The organism is Ruegeria sp. AB5 (assembly GCF_056542645.1).
In genome coordinates this window covers 1-17,139 of record NZ_JBQGAE010000022.1, presented here as the reverse complement: position 1 = coordinate 17,139, position 17,139 = coordinate 1, and the positions used below count along the sequence as shown (strand labels likewise).

14 protein-coding genes and 1 tRNA gene are annotated in these 17,139 nt (G+C 54.7%); 9 read left to right on the top strand and 6 right to left on the bottom strand.

The window, feature by feature from the left end:
- Positions 1–58 precede the first annotated feature (58 nt).
- Together rhaS and ACR0L4_RS21970 are read right to left on the bottom strand one after the other, a co-directional pair.
- Complete coding sequence (gene rhaS, locus ACR0L4_RS21975) at positions 59–1,057, bottom strand: rhamnose ABC transporter substrate-binding protein (RefSeq protein ID WP_170751272.1); 999 nt, start codon at positions 1,055–1,057, stop codon at positions 59–61.
- A 47-nt stretch (positions 1,058–1,104) separates the two neighbouring features.
- Positions 1,105–1,905, bottom strand: a complete 801-nt coding sequence (locus ACR0L4_RS21970; protein WP_480515165.1) for a DeoR/GlpR family DNA-binding transcription regulator — start codon at positions 1,903–1,905, stop codon at positions 1,105–1,107.
- Between the two features lie 186 nt (positions 1,906–2,091).
- Between ACR0L4_RS21970 and ACR0L4_RS21965 the strand changes: the two genes are divergently transcribed.
- The 9 genes from ACR0L4_RS21965 (at position 2,092) to ACR0L4_RS21925 (ending at position 14,141) form a co-directional block, all read left to right on the top strand.
- Positions 2,092–4,194, top strand: coding sequence for a bifunctional rhamnulose-1-phosphate aldolase/short-chain dehydrogenase (locus tag ACR0L4_RS21965; protein WP_480515163.1), 2,103 nt, complete (start codon positions 2,092–2,094; stop codon positions 4,192–4,194).
- A 14-nt stretch (positions 4,195–4,208) separates the two neighbouring features.
- Positions 4,209–5,438, top strand: coding sequence for an L-rhamnose isomerase (locus ACR0L4_RS21960; protein ID WP_480515161.1), 1,230 nt, complete (start codon positions 4,209–4,211; stop codon positions 5,436–5,438).
- A 240-nt stretch (positions 5,439–5,678) separates the two neighbouring features.
- The gene (locus ACR0L4_RS21955; RefSeq protein WP_480515159.1) at positions 5,679–6,986 is read left to right on the top strand and encodes an amidohydrolase family protein; all 1,308 of its coding nucleotides are present in this window, start codon (positions 5,679–5,681) and stop codon (positions 6,984–6,986) included.
- 32 nt (positions 6,987–7,018) lie between these two features.
- On the top strand, positions 7,019–8,002 hold the full coding sequence (locus ACR0L4_RS21950) for a BMP family protein (RefSeq protein ID WP_480515156.1): 984 nt from the start codon (positions 7,019–7,021) through the stop codon (positions 8,000–8,002).
- On the top strand, positions 7,980–9,377 hold the full coding sequence (locus ACR0L4_RS21945; protein WP_480515154.1) for an amidase: 1,398 nt from the start codon (positions 7,980–7,982) through the stop codon (positions 9,375–9,377). Before ACR0L4_RS21950 ends, ACR0L4_RS21945 begins: the two co-directional genes overlap by 23 nt.
- A complete protein-coding gene (locus ACR0L4_RS21940) occupies positions 9,374–10,894 on the top strand; it encodes an ABC transporter ATP-binding protein (protein ID WP_480515152.1) in 1,521 nt (506 codons plus the stop codon). The genes ACR0L4_RS21945 and ACR0L4_RS21940 overlap by 4 nt, the downstream gene beginning before the upstream one ends.
- Complete coding sequence (locus ACR0L4_RS21935) at positions 10,884–11,927, top strand: ABC transporter permease (protein WP_480515150.1); 1,044 nt, start codon at positions 10,884–10,886, stop codon at positions 11,925–11,927. The genes ACR0L4_RS21940 and ACR0L4_RS21935 overlap by 11 nt, the downstream gene beginning before the upstream one ends.
- Positions 11,924–12,865, top strand: coding sequence for an ABC transporter permease (locus ACR0L4_RS21930; RefSeq protein ID WP_480515148.1), 942 nt, complete (start codon positions 11,924–11,926; stop codon positions 12,863–12,865). The genes ACR0L4_RS21935 and ACR0L4_RS21930 overlap by 4 nt, the downstream gene beginning before the upstream one ends.
- Positions 12,866–13,319: 454 nt before the next feature.
- Entirely contained in the window at positions 13,320–14,141 is an 822-nt protein-coding gene (locus ACR0L4_RS21925) for an Arm DNA-binding domain-containing protein (RefSeq protein WP_480515146.1), read from the top strand.
- A 137-nt stretch (positions 14,142–14,278) separates the two neighbouring features.
- Here ACR0L4_RS21925 and ACR0L4_RS21920 read toward each other — a convergent pair whose 3' ends face one another.
- The 4 genes from ACR0L4_RS21920 to ACR0L4_RS21905 form a co-directional block, all read right to left on the bottom strand.
- Positions 14,279–15,184 carry a reverse transcriptase family protein gene (locus ACR0L4_RS21920; protein ID WP_480515144.1) on the bottom strand — a complete coding sequence of 302 codons (906 nt, stop codon included), beginning with the start codon at positions 15,182–15,184 and terminating at the stop codon, positions 14,279–14,281.
- Positions 15,185–15,387: 203 nt separating this feature from the next.
- On the bottom strand, positions 15,388–16,122 hold the full coding sequence (locus ACR0L4_RS21915) for a hypothetical protein (RefSeq protein WP_480515142.1): 735 nt from the start codon (positions 16,120–16,122) through the stop codon (positions 15,388–15,390).
- Positions 16,115–16,612, bottom strand: a complete 498-nt coding sequence (locus tag ACR0L4_RS21910) for a hypothetical protein (RefSeq protein WP_480515140.1) — start codon at positions 16,610–16,612, stop codon at positions 16,115–16,117. Before ACR0L4_RS21910 ends, ACR0L4_RS21915 begins: the two co-directional genes overlap by 8 nt.
- Positions 16,613–17,048: 436 nt before the next feature.
- Positions 17,049–17,125, bottom strand: a tRNA-Met gene (locus tag ACR0L4_RS21905).
- Positions 17,126–17,139: the final 14 nt, after the last annotated feature.

The window sequence follows — 17,139 nt, the reverse complement described above, 5'->3', positions numbered from 1 at the left end:
TCTAAGGGTTTGCAGTTGTTCCGGCGCGGATCAATGCCCGCGCCGAAAACTGTTCAATTCAGAAAATCGACTTGAACTGGTCTATGTTCGAGCTGTCATACGTGAACGGATCCGACATTGCGGCCGAATTGGTGTCGTCCAGCGTTACGGAACCCATGCGACCCATCGGGATTTCAGCGCCCGGAGAGGCTTCGGCCCCGCTCGCAATCGCGTGTGCCAACATGGTCGCGGAGTACCCAAGATCAATCGGGTTCCAAATCGCAAAACTCTTTGTTGCGCCCGAGTCTACGCAGCCCGCCATTTCAGACGGCAGGCCAAGACCCGTTACGTTGATCTCGCCAATTTTGCCAGCGTCGGTTACAGCTTGGCAGGACGCCAGGATACCCACTGTCGTCGGCGCGATAATTGCTTTCAGGTTTGGGTGGGATGCCATTAGCCCCTGTGCTTCGCGGTAGGACTTATCCGAAAGGTCGTCGCCGTAAACCGTTGCAACAAGGTTGATGCCTTCGTAGTTCGGCAAAAACCCTTCTGCTGCCTCAATCCAAGCATTTTGGTTGGTCGCAGTCGCGGAAGCTGACAGGATCGCTACATCACCTCCGTCCGGCATATGATCGGCAGCGAGCTTGATGATCGTGTTCCCGATCAGGTCAGTCGATGATGGGTTTAGGTGCATCTGGCGACCGCCCTCGGCCACCCCTGAATCCCACGAAATAACGGTGATACCGCGATCCATAGCCTTCTTGAGCGCGGGGACAACCGCGTCAGGATCATTTGCCGATATCGCGATAGCGTCGACGCCCTGTGCGATCAACGAATTGATAACCTCAATCTGTCCTTCTGCGGTGGTATCGGTCGGACCGGTATAAATGATCTCAACATTGCCAAGCTCGCCAGCAGCCTCTTCGGCACCTTCAGCTGCGGCTTCGAAAAAGCCGATGCCGAGAGCCTTGACAACCAAAGCAATGCGCATGTTGTCCTGTGCTATTGCTGTTGTTCCCATCATACTTGCCGCGAGGCTGAGCCCGGCAACAACCGAAGTAAACGTGCGACGTTTCATTTTGATCCTCCCTCAAGGTCACATGATGTAGTTCGTCTATGAATCGATTATGAGGCCGCCTCTTTTTGAATGCCGCCCGAATTGGCGACGACCAGTTTCACATCGGCAGCCTCGAGCATGGCCGCAGCTTTGTCCGGGATACCGACGTCGGTGATGACGGTTGAGATACGTTCAAGCGGGCACAAAACGAGGCTCGACCGTTGACTGAATTTCGTGCTGTCGACTAGAACGACGAGTTCATCGGCCTGGCCGATGAGCTTTTGTTCGGCTTGGATCAGGAGTGGGTCGGCTTCCATAAGGCCAATTGCACTAAGCCCTTGCGCACCCATGAACATGCGTCTGGCATAGAAATTGCGCGTCACATCATTGTCAAACGGTGACAGGATAATGTTTTGTTCGCGGTAAATCGTACCGCCCGACAGCATGACCGTATTTTTGGAATGCTTCAGCAAATGCTCAGCAATTGGGAACGAGTTTGTAAAAACTTGAAGCCGACGGCTGGCTAGCGGGTGTACCATCTGGAACGTCGTCGTGCCGCCATTAATAATGATACTGTCGCCATCTTCGCACATCCCAACAGCCGCGCGTGCAATGGCTTGCTTCTCATTGATCCTAAGAGCTTCGTTTACCGCAAAGGGCCGACCGGCGAGTCCAACAAACTGAGGTGGCGTTATGGCCTCAGCGCCGCCGCGTACACGGCGGAGCTTCTGTTGCATGTGCAGATTGGATATGTCGCGCCGGATTGTTGCCTCGGATGCACCCGTCAAGTTGCACAAATCAACTACGGTTACCACCGGGCGGTCCTGAACCGCTGAAAGGATGACTCTATGTCGTTCTTTTTCGTGCAAGTGCGTCTCCCGTTGCCTGAACCGTGCGCAGATTCGGCTCATCTGTCAATCATTATCAATCATTAATCATCAAATTTTGCCCTCATCTGATTGTACATGACTGTTATTGATTGACATGTCGCCACATCAGATTAAGGCTCTAGACAACATCTTCCCAACTCCGAACTGGCCGACAGAGAGGACAAAATGTTGAAAACATTTCATAATCAGCTTCTAGAAAACCGCTGGGACACGGAAGCTGTGTTGGGAATGTCCGAATCGGACCTGCTGCTTTATCGCTCCAACATCCTTGGATCAGACAAGCGTGTGACCAATTTCGGTGGTGGGAACACCTCTGCCAAGCTCAAGGAAACCGATCCGCTAACCGGTCAGGAAGTAGAGGTGCTCTGGGTCAAGGGGTCAGGAGGCGACATCGGGACGATGAAGCTCGATGGGTTCGCAACACTCTACATGGAGAAGCTGAATGCCCTGAAAGGACTCTATCGCGGTGAGGAGTTTGAAGATGAGATGGTCGCTTACCTGCCGCATTGCACATTCAAATTGAACCCCCGAGCTGCCTCTATCGACACGCCACTGCACGCCTATGTTCCGCGCAAGCATGTTGACCACGTCCACGCAGATGCAATCATTGCAATTGCGGCCTCAAAAAATTCACAAGAATTGACGCAAGAGATCTTCGGTGATCGGATCGGCTGGTTGCCTTGGAAGCGTCCCGGATATGAGCTTGGCCTTTGGCTGGAAAAATTCTGCTCGGAAAACCCACAAGCAGAAGGCGTTGTTTTGGAGAACCATGGGCTTTTTACTTGGGCTGATACGGCGAAAGACTGTTACGATTGCACAATCGACACCATAAATGTCGCGACCAATTGGCTGGTTAAAAATTCAACGGATACGCCTGCGTTCGGTGGCGCAAAGCATGTGAGCCTTTCCCCAGATGCGCGTCGCGCCATTGCTGCCCGCCTCATGCCTGCGCTTCGCGGACTTGTCAGCAGTACCCAGCATATGATCGGACACTATAACGATTCAGACACAGTTCTTGAATTCGTAAATGCGAATGATCTGGAGCCACTTGCTGCCCTTGGCACATCTTGTCCCGACCATTTCTTGCGCACGAAAATCCGCCCGCTTGTCGTGGATTTTGATCCCCCGCGGAAAAACCTTGAGGAGGTCTTGGTAGGTCTTGCTGCTCAGGTGCAAGCCTATCGGGAGGATTACGCTGCCTACTATGAACGCTGCAAACATGACACCTCGCCCGCAATGCGTGACCCGAATGCGGTAGTTTATCTTATCCCTGGCGTCGGTATGATTACTTTCGCCAAGGACAAGGCAACGGCACGGGTTTCTGGTGAGTTCTATGTCAACGCAATTAATGTAATGCGCGGCGCGAGTGCGGTCAGCGAATACTGCGGTCTTCCCGAACAAGAAGCCTTCGACATTGAATACTGGCTTCTTGAAGAGGCCAAACTGCAGCGGATGCCAAAGCCCAAATCGCTCGCCGGTCGGATAGCCCTGGTCACGGGTGGCGCGGGTGGCATCGGTGCGGCGACTGCAGAGCGTTATCTGGCTGAAGGTGCCTGTGTAGTGTTGGCCGATATCGATCCTGAAAATCTCGCTGCCACTGAAACTGCACTTAATAAAAAGTTCGGATTAGATGTCGTGAGATCCGTCCAGATGGACGTAACGGATGAAGGTGCCGTGGCACTTGCGTTGAAAGAGATGTCTGTTGAATTCGGAGGTATCGACATTCTCGTGTCGAATGCAGGCGTCGCCTCTTCAGCACCAGTCGAAGACACAACGCTGGCGCTTTGGAACCGAAATATGGATATCCTGTCCACCGGTTATTTCCTGGTTAGCCGTGAAACCTTCAAGGTAATGCGTATGCAGGACCTCGGCGGATCAATCGTCTTTGTCGGCTCCAAGAACGGTCTTGCGGCGTCACCCAACGCATCGGCGTATTGTACGGCGAAGGCTTCCGAGATTCATCTCGCACGATGTCTTGCGTTGGAGGGCGCTGAAGCGGGTATCAGGGTCAACGTAGTGAACCCGGACGCGGTGCTGAGAGGTTCCAAAATTTGGGAAGGCGACTGGCTGGAACAGCGCGCTTCGACCTATGGAACCGACAAAGAAGGGCTTGAAGAAATGTATCGCAATCGCTCGATGCTGAAACGCTCTGTCCTGCCTGAAGATATCGCGGAAGCCTGTTATTTCTTTGCTGCAGAGACATCTTCCAAGTCGACAGGCAACATTCTGAATGTTGATGCGGGAAATGTTCAAGCGTTCACGCGCTAAAAGGGGGCGGGAGAATGGGTTACGAGTGTGCCAAGGCACAATTTGCTGATTGGGGCGTTGATACCGAAGCAGCATTTGAGCGGCTGACGGACATTTCGATTTCGGTCCATTGTTGGCAGGGTGACGACGTTGTCGGGTTTGAAAATCGATCTGGCACCTCAGGCGGCGGTATCCAGGCGACTGGAAATCATCCAGGGCGCGCGCGCAATCCCGACGAGCTACGAGCTGATCTGGAGTTTGCTTACTCGCAGATTCCGGGCACTCACCGTCTCAATCTGCACGCCATGTATCTGGACACGGACGAGGCGCCGGATCGCGATGAGATCGAGTATCACCACTTCGCCCCCTGGGTCGATTGGGCGAAGGACCTTGGCATCGGATTGGACTTTAACCCGACCTTTTTTGCCCACGCCAAGGCAGACGACAATCTCACTCTGTCCCATCCAAACGCAGGTATCCGCGATTTCTGGATCGAACATGGCCGTCGTACGCGCGACATCGCAGCGAAGATGGGTGAAGAACTGGGCTCGCCTGCAATCAACAATATCTGGGTGCCAGATGGCTACAAAGACATCCCAGTTGACCGTATGGCAGCCCGCGCACGACTAAAGACGTCGTTGGACGCCATGCTGACCGACCCAAAAGAACACATGAAGGACGCGGTCGAATCTAAACTCTTTGGTATCGGTGTTGAGGCATGCACCGTGGGCAGTCACGAGTTTTACCTCGGATATGCGATCCGAAAGGGCACGCTATTATGTTTGGATATGGGGCACTTTCATCCAACCGAAAGCATTGCCGATAAACTGTCAGCAGTATCCCTTTCTATGCCCGAGGTTCTATTGCACGTGTCCCGCCCAATGAGATGGGACAGTGATCATGTCATCCTTTTGAACGATGATATTCTTGCCATGGCGCACGAACTGGTGGGTGGTGACCTTCTTAAGCGAACTCATATTGGGTTGGACTTCTTCGACGCCACGATCAGCCGCACGACCGCTTGGGTGATTGGCACTCGCAACATGCAAAAAGCCCTATTGCAAGCCTTTCTGAAACCGTGGGATCGTCTACGTGCAGCGGAAGACGCGCTGGACTTTTCCTCACGCCTCGCTCTAACCGAAGAGCTCAAGGACCTTCCCTATGGCGCTGTTTGGGCAGAGTTTTGCTCTAGAAAAGAAGCGTCGGTGGGGCCGGAATTGATTACGAAACTCAATGCCTACCAAAGCTCCGTCTCTGATCGCTAATGTTGATCGTTGAAGGGACGTAAAGCGGATAACAAGGCGCCAACCAGTAGTGCGCCTCAAACCCAGATTGCGTGCGTTGGCCGATTTGGCCGCTTCAAATGCGTAGAATGGTTGATCCGAACCTTGTCTATCGGCACGCACCGAGAATGGCGGATGTGGTGGTTCCTCAGATGCCCGCAAAAACAATTGGCATTTTTTGGGAATACTTTTTACCATGTGGTCAAATTTGGGGGAGGATGAATGCTCGACACTATCATCAGACAAGCCCACCTGCCAGATGGCCGAGGGCCGCTGGATATCGCGATCAAGGGTGGCCGGGTAGCAGAAATTGCCCCCAACATCAAGGCAAAGGCGGGCGAAGAAATCGACGCGGCTGGACGCTTGGTTTCGCCTCCGTTTACCGACCCACACTTCCATATGGATGCGACCCTGAGCCTAGGAACGCCTCGTATGAATGTCTCGGGTACACTTTTGGAAGGCATTGCGCTTTGGGGTGAGTTGAAACCCCTGCTGACACCCGAAGCAGTGATTGAGCGCGCGATGCGATATTGCGATCTAGCCATATCGCAGGGGTTACTGGCCATCCGTTCGCATGTTGATGTTTCATCCGCGCCCTTAGTTGGCGTTGAAGCGCTGTTGGAGGTCCGCAAGCGGGTCGCCCCTTATATTGATCTGCAACTGGTAGCATTCCCGCAAGATGGCCTATACCGCTCAGAAAACGCGGAAAAAAACTTGATCCAAGCCCTTGATATGGGCGTCGACGTGGTGGGCGGCATCCCGCATTTTGAGCGTACGATGTCGGAAGGTGCACGGTCGGTCAGGAGACTGGCTGAGATAGCGGCGAACCGAGGCCTGATGCTGGATTTGCATTGCGATGAAAGCGACGATCCAATGTCGCGCCACGTGGAAACGTTGGCCTATGAGACCACGCGCCTTGGGCTTGGCGGGCGGGTAACGGCAAGTCATGTCACCGCGATGCACTCGTATGACAACTACTACGCATCGAAGCTCATACCTCTGATCGCAGAAAGCGGCATGAACGTGGTGCCCAACCCGCTCATCAATATAACGCTGCAAGGTCGCTCGGATACCTATCCGCGTCGTCGGGGGTTGACCCGAGTGCCAGAGCTGTGCGCGGCAGGTGTAAATGTCGCCTTTGGGCAGGATTGCACGATGGACCCGTGGTACTCGCTTGGCTCCGCCGACATGTTGGAAGTGGCTCATATGGGCGTGCATGCTGTGCCGATGACATCTCGTGAAGCGATGGAGTGGGCGTTTACTTCCGTTACCCAGAATGGCGCCAAAGCTATGGGCTTACCCGACCCGACAATCCGCGAAGGCGGCCCTGCCAATATGGTTGTGCTGCAAGCGCAGGACCCGATTGAAGCAGTTCGCATGAAAGCCACCCGGCTTGCCGTTATCAAAAACGGAAAGGTGCTGGCCCGCACAGAACCACGAATGGCCGAGCTTTCGTTGCCCGGTCGTCCCACGACCCTGGATCCCGCAGATTACGCGCCCAGGCCCAATACTCAGGAAGCTCAACAATAAGAAAATTGCCACCAACAGAAGAGGATCTACCAATGAAACTCACCACAACCCGCCGTCAACTGATGGTCGGCGCTGCGGCCACGCTGGCCCTGCCGGCTTACATCCGTCGCGTGAATGCGCAATCTGCGATCCGCGTCGCCGGAGTGCACATGTCCCCGGTTGAAAATGCGTGGAACAGCCGCATTCACCTGGCGATGCAGGAAGCCGCCGACGCTGGCTTGATAGAGTATGAGTTTTCAGAAGGAGTGGCTCCGACCGATTATCCCCGCGCGATGCGCGAATATGCCGAGGGGGGTGCGCAAATCATCTGGGGTGAATCTTATGCTGTGGAGCGTGAAGCACGCGAAGTGGCGGGTGACTACCCCGACACCGCGTTTCTGATGGGGTCTTCCGGTGGGCCAGAAGGTGACAATTTCGGTGTCTTTGGCACACGCAACCACGAGGCAGCCTATCTGGCCGGTATGCTCGCGGGTCAAATGTCCGAAAGCAATGTCTATGGCTCGGTCGGTGGTTATCCGATCCCCGAGGTGAACCTGTTGATCAATGCTTTCCGCATGGGCGTAAGCGAAGTGAACCCAGACGCAACCTTCGTCAACGGCTTTATCGGTGCATGGTTCGATCCGGCCCGCGCGCAGGAAGCTGCAATTGCCCAAATCGATGCGGGCGCGGACATTCTGTTTGGCGAACGCATTGGCACTGCGGATGCGGCCCAAGCGCGAGGTGTGAAGGCCATCGGTTCGCTCATCGACTATACTCCACGCTACCCGGGCACGGTTTTTGCCAATGCAATCTGGAATTACGGCCCCACAATCGAGGCCATCGTGGCGGATGTTCAAGCCGACAATCCAACGGGGCGCAATTATACGGAATATTCCTTTATGGCGCATGGCGGCAATGAGCTGATCTATGTCGCCGATGAAGTGCCCGCCGACGCCATTCCGGTGATGGAGGCCAAACAGGCCGCGATTCAATCCGGTGAATGGGACGTTCCGATTGACGAAAGCGAGCCCTCCTGATCCGGAAGGCATTGACGTGACCTATGCCACAGCTCTTGCAGCTGCCATCGCAGCAGGCCAGATTTCTGCCTGCGACGTGATGGAAGCCAGCCTTGCCGCCTGCCACGCGCGGGCGGATTTGGGGGCCGTGGTCTACCTGGACGAAGATATGGCCCGCGCTGGGGCAAAGGCGGCAGATACACTGCCATCTGACCAGCGCGGGCCCCTTCACGGGGTTCCGTTTTTGGTCAAAGACCTCGGTGGTTCCGCAAGAGGGCTTCCAGCTGCGGCGGGATCTGCCGCAATCCGCGCGCAAAAGCGTAAACCCGAAAGCGACAGCCACTTGTTGCGGGGATTGCGTAAAACCGGTCTGATCCCTTTCGGATTGACCGCAACACCCCCATTTGGCCTTTCCCTGACATGCGAACCCGATGGCAAGGCTGTGACCCGCAATCCATGGAACCTCATACTGACACCCGGTGGTTCATCCGGCGGCGCCGCAGCCGCGGTCGCAGCTGGTATTGTTGCAATTGCTCATGCCACAGATGCAGCCGGGTCCATCAGGGTTCCCGCTGCATGTTGCGGCTTGACCGGACTCAAACCTTCTCGTGGCGCGGTGCCCGGAGGCCCTGATTTTGCCAATCACCTGATGGGCATAGCATCTGAGCTGGTCCTTGCGCGGTCGGTCCGCGATGTGAAGACCGCCTTTGACGCGGTAGCCCAGCCCATGGCTCCGGCACATCTGCCAGAACGCCCCCGCGTCGCATTGGCATTGCCGGAGCGTTGCGGTGCCGACCAGCGCAAGGCTGCGAAAAGTGCTGCCGACGCGCTGCGCGATGCAGGTTGTGAGGTGTGCGATATTCCTGCCTCCGACCAATTGGGGGGCGAGGCTCACGCAATCGCCCGAACCATACTAGCTGTTTCCTTGGCCGAGTGGCTGACTGCGCTCAAGATCACTGATGATGAGGTTCCACCACTTGCCGCAGCCATGGCTGCCGAGGGCCGTGCGACGCCGGCCACAGCGCTATTTGCGGCCTCACGACAGCTCGCGCGACTGACACATCGATCTCTTAAGCTTTTCAAGTCTTCCGATGCTGTCCTGACGCCGATCCTCTCATCTGCGCCGCCCGATGTAGGCGCTTTTGATCTGTCCGTCTCCTCCCCAGACGATCACATGGCGCGACTCGAGGCTTTTGCCCCGAATGCAGCACTTGCAAATGTAGCGGGCTTGCCAGCTTTGGCGCTGCCTTTTGGCACGGCAAATGGTCTTCCAATCGGCGTTCAGCTGATTGGTCCCCCCGGCTCGGATTTTGCCTTGCTGAAACTTGGCGCACTTGTCGAAGCCCGCGCCCCCGCAATCCCTTTTCCACACCCAATCGCAGGCCTGCCCGCATGACCAAGGTTCTCGAACTAAACGGCATTACCAAGCGTTTTGGAGCGCTTACCGCAAATGATGATGTAACCCTCACACTGGCAGAAGGGGAAATCCTTGCGCTGTTGGGGGAAAATGGCGCGGGTAAAACGACGCTGATGAATATCCTGTTCGGCCATTACGCAGCTGACGAAGGCTCTGTCCGGGTGTTTGGGCAAGAGCTGCCCCCGGGTCTACCACGCGCAGCGATCGACGTGGGTGTGGGAATGGTACATCAGCACTTCACGCTTGCCGGCAACCTCACGGTTCTTGAAAACGTAGTGCTTGGTTCAGAACCGCTGACGCGCACGCGTTCTGCTCGCAGTGAGGCGCGCAAGAAATTGTTGAAGATCTCAGAGCGGTTCGGCCTGCCTGTAAATCCAGAGGCCAAGGTTCGGTCGCTTTCCGTTGGTGAACGTCAACGGGTCGAGATTCTAAAAGCGCTCTATCGCGACGCGCGTATTTTGATATTGGATGAACCTACCGCCGTTCTGGCTCGGCCCGAGGCGATGCGCCTGTTCGAGACGCTGCGCGATATGACGAAAGAAGGCCTCTCGCTTATTTTCATCAGCCACAAGCTGCATGAGGTCATGGCAGCCTCTGACCGTGTGGCGGTGCTCCGTGGCGGCCGGATGGTCGCGGAACGCAAAACACCCGAAACCACACCAGAAGAGTTGGCGGAACTGATGGTTGGCCGCAAGGTGGAGCGTCCCGTACGTCAAGACCATGAGATTGGAGCGCGAGTCCTGATCGCAAAGGATGTGAGCGTGGAAGAAGACGGTGAATTGCGGCTGGATGATGTGTCGTTCGCTGTCCATGCCGGTGAAATCCTTGGTGTCGTTGGCGTTTCAGGCAATGGTCAGTCCTCCCTCGGAGCGCTGCTGTCAGGATTGGCACACCCCAGTGCGGGTCAGTTAACACTTTTGGACGAAGATATCGGCCATCTTGGTCCGCGCGACATGATCCGCGCGGGCGCAGGCAGGGTGCCTGAAGACAGGCATGCAGAAGGCGTCGTGGGTGAATTGAGTTTGTGGGAAAACGCAGTACTTGAGCGTCTGCGCACACCGGAATTTTCGCACCGCGGCTTTGTTCGACAACGCGCCGCCCGGGATTATACTGCGGGACTGATCAAACGTTTTGATATCCGCGGCGCCAGCCCCGACACGCGAACAAGGCTGCTGTCCGGCGGCAATATGCAAAAGCTGATCCTTGGCCGGGTTCTGACCAATGGGCCGCGCTTTGTGCTCGCAAACCAGCCAACGCGTGGTCTTGATGAAGGGGCAATCGCTTCGGTTCATGCCGAGCTTTTGGCAGCACGGGCGGAAGGTGCCGCAATCCTGCTCATCTCGGAAGAATTGGAAGAAGCTGTGGCCCTGTCAGACCGAATACAGGCCATCGTAAAAGGTCGTTTGTCAAAACCGATATCGGCGGATGAAGCCGACCCACAACGCCTTGGCCTGATGATGGCAGGTGTCTGGAAGGAAAATGATGATGCGGCTTGATCGACGCTCACATGTGCCGCTGCACCTCGCGATCATTGCACCACTGGCCGCGATCTTTGCTGCATTGCTTTTGGCCGCAGGTCTCATCGCTGCTGCTGATGTAAATCCGCTAACGGCTTATGGCGAAATGATGAATGGCGCATTCGGCTCGCGCCTTTCCATCGCCGAGATGCTGACCCGCGCCACTCCGCTTATCTTTACGGGGCTTGCCGCAGCTGTCGCCTTCCGAGCGCGGCTTTGGAACATCGGGGGCGAGGGACAGTTCTTTATTGGGGCGCTAATCACCGCTTGGATCGGTCATTCACTCGGGGTTCCAGGGTGGATAGGTATTCCGATCTTGATGTTGGCAGGTATGGCGGCAGGCGCGGCCCTGTTGGCAGGGCCTGCCTTTCTACGCTTACGTTTCGGTGTAGACGAGGTGGTGACAACCCTGTTGCTCAATTTCATCGTGATCCTTTTCGTTGGCCTCATGATTGAGGGGCCTATGCGCGATCCGCTGGCCTTTGGGTGGCCCTCTTCGGTGCCCGTAGGCGGGGATTACCGCCTTCCAGATCTGATCCCCCGTACACGCCTTCATATAGGGCTGCTTGTTGCTATCGCTGCAGCAGGTGCTGTTTGGCTGATCCTTGCGCGCTCTGTTTTTGGTGCTGAAACACGCGCCGCAGGTTTAAATGCCAGCGCCGCTGCTTTTGCGGGAATTTCTCTGCCCAAGACGATCATGGGCGTGGCCCTGCTTTCGGGCGCGCTGGCTGGGCTTGCCGGGTCTGTCGAAGTCATGGGGGTCACTGCGGGGGTTACCACCACTATGAGCCCCGGATTTGGTTATGCAGGCATTGTCGTCGCCATGCTCGCCGCTTTGCATCCGGCCGGAGTGGTCGCTGCCGCTGTTTTCGTCGCCACAGTCTTTGTCGGGGCCGACGCCATGAGCCGTGCGACGGGTGTTCCCAGTTTCATTGCCGATGTGATCGTGGCGCTTTGCCTGCTCACCATGATCGTGGCCCTTCTTTTCACAACCTACCGGGTGCGCCGATGAGTGATGCATTTGACCTGCTGCTGAATACCAGTCTTTGGGCTTCCGTGCTGCGTATTGCGACACCGCTCATATTTGGTGTTCTTGGTGCGTTGCTTTGCGAACGTTCGGGCGTTCTCAATCTGGGAATCGAGGGGATCATGACCATGGGTGCGATGAGCGGTTGGCTTATCGTCTACATGGGCGCACCATTGCTTGCAGGCCTCATTTTTGCGGCGCTTTGCGGCGCGGTGATGGGATTGCTTCATGCCATGCTGACAGTTCCACTTGGGCTTTCGCAACACGTCTCAGGGCTGGGCATAACGTTGTTTGCATCCGCTTTAGCCTATTACCTGTACAGGTTGCTTGTTGAGGTGGGAGATCTGCCCCCTACGATCGAGGCTTTTAAGCCGCTCGATATTCCGGTCCTGTCCGATATTCCCGTTTTAGGACCGATCCTTTTTAACCAAGCTTTGCCGACCTATCTGGCGCTCGCTGCGGTGGCTGTGATGGCCTATGTTCTTGCCCGCACGCCCTTGGGGTTGGCCGTTCGTATGACCGGAGAGAACCCTCATGCGGTTGAGGCGCAGGGTCTGAACCCGATCCGTATCCGTATCGGCGCAGTTGTTGTCGGGTCGGCTTTGATGGCGGTGGGCGGGGCCTTCCTGACAACAACGGCGTTCAACAGCTTTTTCCCGGGTATGGTGCAGGGACGCGGTTGGATCTGCATTGCATTGGTAGTCTTCGCCAGTTGGCGGCCCGGCAAGGCGTTGATTGGCGCGATGTTGTTCGCTTTCTTCGATGCCTACCAACTGCGATTGCAGACAACGGTTGAGGGTGTGCCATATCAGTTGTTCCTTATGGCGCCGTATGTATTTTCAATCGTTGCGCTCGTCCTTGTTGCCCGTAGAGCCGAAGTACCTGCGGCGTTGATGGCACCCTACCGACGCGGTGAACGTTAGTGGTACATGTTCGAGCACATTTGTTAGGAAGCGATGCAATCACCCAAATAAAGTTTACTTGTCTAGACACTGAAGTGCTGGGTACCAGACCTCAATCACGATTCGGAAAATCCTGCACAATATCTACTTTTGCTCTCCAGCGTCACTCAGTCGCGCAGATTGAATTCCGGTCTCAAGGTCATTTGAATGACTGCTTCCGACTGAACGGGCTGTACTGAGATTTTCTGACGCTGGTTGCGGGAGTAGGATTTGAACCTACGACCTTCAGGTTATGAGATAGCCTAAACGGTGTCGCACCAGTTACGCCCGTTTTTGACCAATTACCCTATCTTATTGGAATCGCTTTTCTTTTATTGACGGCGACTGCGCTCGGCTTCTACGCCTTACCCCATGATTTGCTTCCAGTTGCTTCCACAATGCTTCCACGGGGCGATGATAGGGAAAGGAAAGAGCCATGCCAAAATTGACCAAACGCGCCGTTGAAGCGCTGCCAATTGAGACAAAAGACTACTTTGTCTGGGACAGTCAGATTGCCGGGTTTGGCGTGCGCGTGATGCCGTCGGGGGCCAAGACTTATCAGGCGCAGTATCGCAAGGGCGGGCGCACGCGGCGGATGTCAATTGGGCGTCATGGCAAGATCACCGTGGACGAGGCGCGCAAGCTGGCAAAGGAAATCATGGGCGAGGTGGCAAAAGGTGAAAAGCGGGCCGAGGTTATCCAGCAGAACAAGATGGGTTGGCTGACCATATGGAACGCCGCGCTGGCCGCAGTTGGCAAACCACCCCTCAATCTGACTGACCGAACCACGAGCCAGGTCTGGCGCTTTGAGATGCGGCTTGGTTCTAAGCAACTGCGAAACCGGTTCGAGATGCGCAACTGGCAAGACGTAAACGACATCATCGGAGACGCCTTCACAGACGCGTTGGGGCGTATTCGCTACTGCATGCCCACAACGGACTCAAACCGCGCCCGCTGGCCCACACACGAGCTCTGGCGGCAGTTTGATGCTGTGGTTGGGACCGACTTGCTTCAGAACTGTGCGGGTGTAATGCCCTGCGATGTAGTTAAAGCTAATCGTGCCGCGAAGATGCGAGAACTTGATGCACAGCTTGCAGGGCTGTTTATAACGCGTGCGGCAATTTCTGACGTCTCTGCGGACAGCTTTGGTGAATTCTTAGAAAGTCATTTAGATGTGTTGGTTCGGCTAACCGAAGAAAACTCTACACCACTCCCAGAAAGGCTTGCCAAGGCGCGCGGGAAGTATCGGTTATCCTAATACGAGTAGGCCACCTAGCAGACCTTCGCTGCGATTGCAGCGTCAAGCGTCCCTAACGGCAGATATGTGCAGAAAGCAGACTTGGTGTTGTTTCTGGTACGACGCGTAACGCCGACAAAACGCTGAGCACTTGCTCACTAGCCAGCATTTTCATCTACTTGTGCAGCATACCGAATATGGCCAGAGAGGCGTGCCACGTCTTTCTGCTTACACTTGTTGGATTCAAGGACGTGCCGATAAGCCCGCAGTTTGTTTCGATACCCTTTGGTTAATTTGACCGAACTGCCGCTTACGATAAGCCCGTGAACTTTGAGGCGTGCGGGCGCTTCGGCGAAGTGGGTTTTCTTTTCTGATAACTTCCAAGGTGTGTCCAAGAACAACCCCGAGACTTTCTCGGGCAGTTCTGGTGGAAACGCGCTCGATGATGAAAACGTGATGTCGTCAGCATAACGAGTTACTCTAACATCCAACTTCTTAGCCAATGCGCTCAGCGCAGCGTCAACACCAGATAATGTGATATTTGAAAGTACTGGACTCGAAGGGGCTCCTTGGGCAAGCGCTCCACTGTAACAGCATAAGCTCGCAACAAGTTCTGCGCTGTCAGAGTCATACCCCAGCGTGATTAACGCCAACGCAACCTGAGTCTCAGGTGTGCTTGGAAAGAAATTTTCCAAGTCCACCGAATAAATCCACTTGGCATTCGTATGCTGCGAAGCTGCTCCTATGTGAGATTGTCCTGGGATGAACCCAAATACGTGGTCAGGGAACACACTTCGCCCTTGCAACTGAACCGCAATCCATTTCTGCACTATTTTCAAGCCGATTTTGGGAGCAACAATTAACCGTTTTTCTTTTCCCTTGGGTATCAAAAAACGTCGATAGTGACGTTCGCGCTTGTTGACCAGTGACCATATGATTCCCGGGTTTACACCCAACATGGTCGCCAAGACCTCCTTTGAGGTCGCTGGAATGAGGCCATTGTCGACAAGCGAGCGGATACGGACCATCTCGCCTTCGTCGACCACCGAACTAACAGCCTTCAAGAAGTCGGCCTCCTCCAGAAAGGAGAAGAAAGGCGATTCGACTAAGTGTTGCGGAAGCCTCATTTAGCAAACAGTCGTTTCATAAGCGTCGGTCTTCGAACTTTCGCTTCGAAGGAGCGTCAGTTCGAAGACCGACGACCCTTCTATGTGTAGTCTTGGCAGATGGGCATGATACACACCCGCGCCCGAGGCTTCCGCGAGGCTCATTTTACGTCGCCTCTCTTAGCAAGGTCAAGGAAGCGGGCAATATCAGGGCTACTTCTTTTTTTCACGGTCCCCAGAACCTTTAAAGCGCTCGCTGTTAAACAATATTCGGCGTCCTTACGCCTAACAACTTGGTTTGCCCGTCTTAAGGCATCAAGGTGGCGGTTCAGGTAGTCTATAGGCGGAGCAGCAAACCCTTTTGCAGACAACCTTGCCGCTAGCCGTTCTGTAGACGCAGGAGCGGCAATACGAAGTTCGCTAAGTATAGCTGTCCTTGAAGGTAAATTCTCATCAATCGTGAGCTTCACTTCCGAGAGTGCAATATTTGCGTTATCTAGGTAGACCAATATTCGGTTCGTAATTGTGTCCATTTTTTCTCGCACCGCGACGCTTTTGGGAACTATCCAGACGACCGCTCCCTTTTTGTCGGTCGACAAAAAGGAATTTCTTATCAACTCGGGAAACGCGTGCAAAAGAGTCGCTCTGAGGCCGGATTCAAAATCGAGATTCGACACATCATTGAGAATGAACTTAACCGAGACTTCGTTCTCTAAGAGTTCTTTGCCGATTTTCATTAGGCTCAAGTTTGATGGCTTCTGATGCCCCTTCTCGTCTCTGGACACCTCGACAAAGGCATACAGGGTTGAGTTGTCGCCGTCTTGTCGGGCAATCGGGCCACTTAGCTTGATACCCCGCTCAAATAGGAAGTTGGCGATCTCATTCAAATTACGCATTTTCTTGCCTAATTACATTTAGGATGATGGATGACCAAAGATTTGCTTTTGCCAACCATTCATGTGCCTCAGTGACGGTGACCCCTGAAAGGGCAAAACGCGTCGAGCGGAAATCAACAGCTGCCTCAGGAGTATAGTCGGCGACCACACGAGTTGCGTACGCTTTCTCTAACATCCCCGCAAATGTTAAGTTTTGAGAACCCGCCTGCCGACAATCATGTACCAATGTCGCATCACCAAGCTTGTTTGCTTTTTTCTGAATGGCTTTGATGCGCTTTTGTATCGTACCCCTTAGAAGTTCGGGAACCCCTTTGTGGTTCAGGGAACTCTCGTACTTGCTATCAATCTCAACCAATGTACCTCTGACGCAAAGAAAAGTAGCGTAGTAATACCTGTTGAAGGCAGAGCGTGCGTATGAATCGGCATCTGCGGCGGAGTCAGGAACAAGCTTTAAAGCCTCGACTTGTAGATGATGGGCAACGCTGTGCATAAAAGAACCATACAAATTTATTGAGGCAAATAAAGTAGCTTAGCTGACCAATCAAGCGACTGAACCTGTGTTTCTTCACCAAGTTAGGATAGCGATCGAAGGGTACTTGCCATCGTTCTTTTTGGGTGCAAGCCCATCCAAGCAGCCGGTGCTTACCCGACGTTCATGAGGGGGCCTAACAACGGCTACCCTGCCATGAATGACTGCATTTGGCGGTTTGCAGCCTGCTGCACGTGCAAGAAGCCGAAGTGCGACTAACGTCCGTTCCGGGCTCATCGTGACCTTATCGGAATGTATGGTGCAGAAATGCATGTTGCGCGTTCACCACACACGGTTTCCGCCCCTGTTGCTTCCACAGTGCTTCCAGTTGTGTTGGCACACATAGAAACACCGCCCGGAGGCGGCGTGTAAGATGTTGTTTTCAGACGTTAAAGATTGGTTGCGGGAGTAGGATTTGAACCTACGACCTTCAGGTTATGAGCCTGACGAGCTACCGGGCTGCTCCATCCCGCGTCAGAGTCAGATTT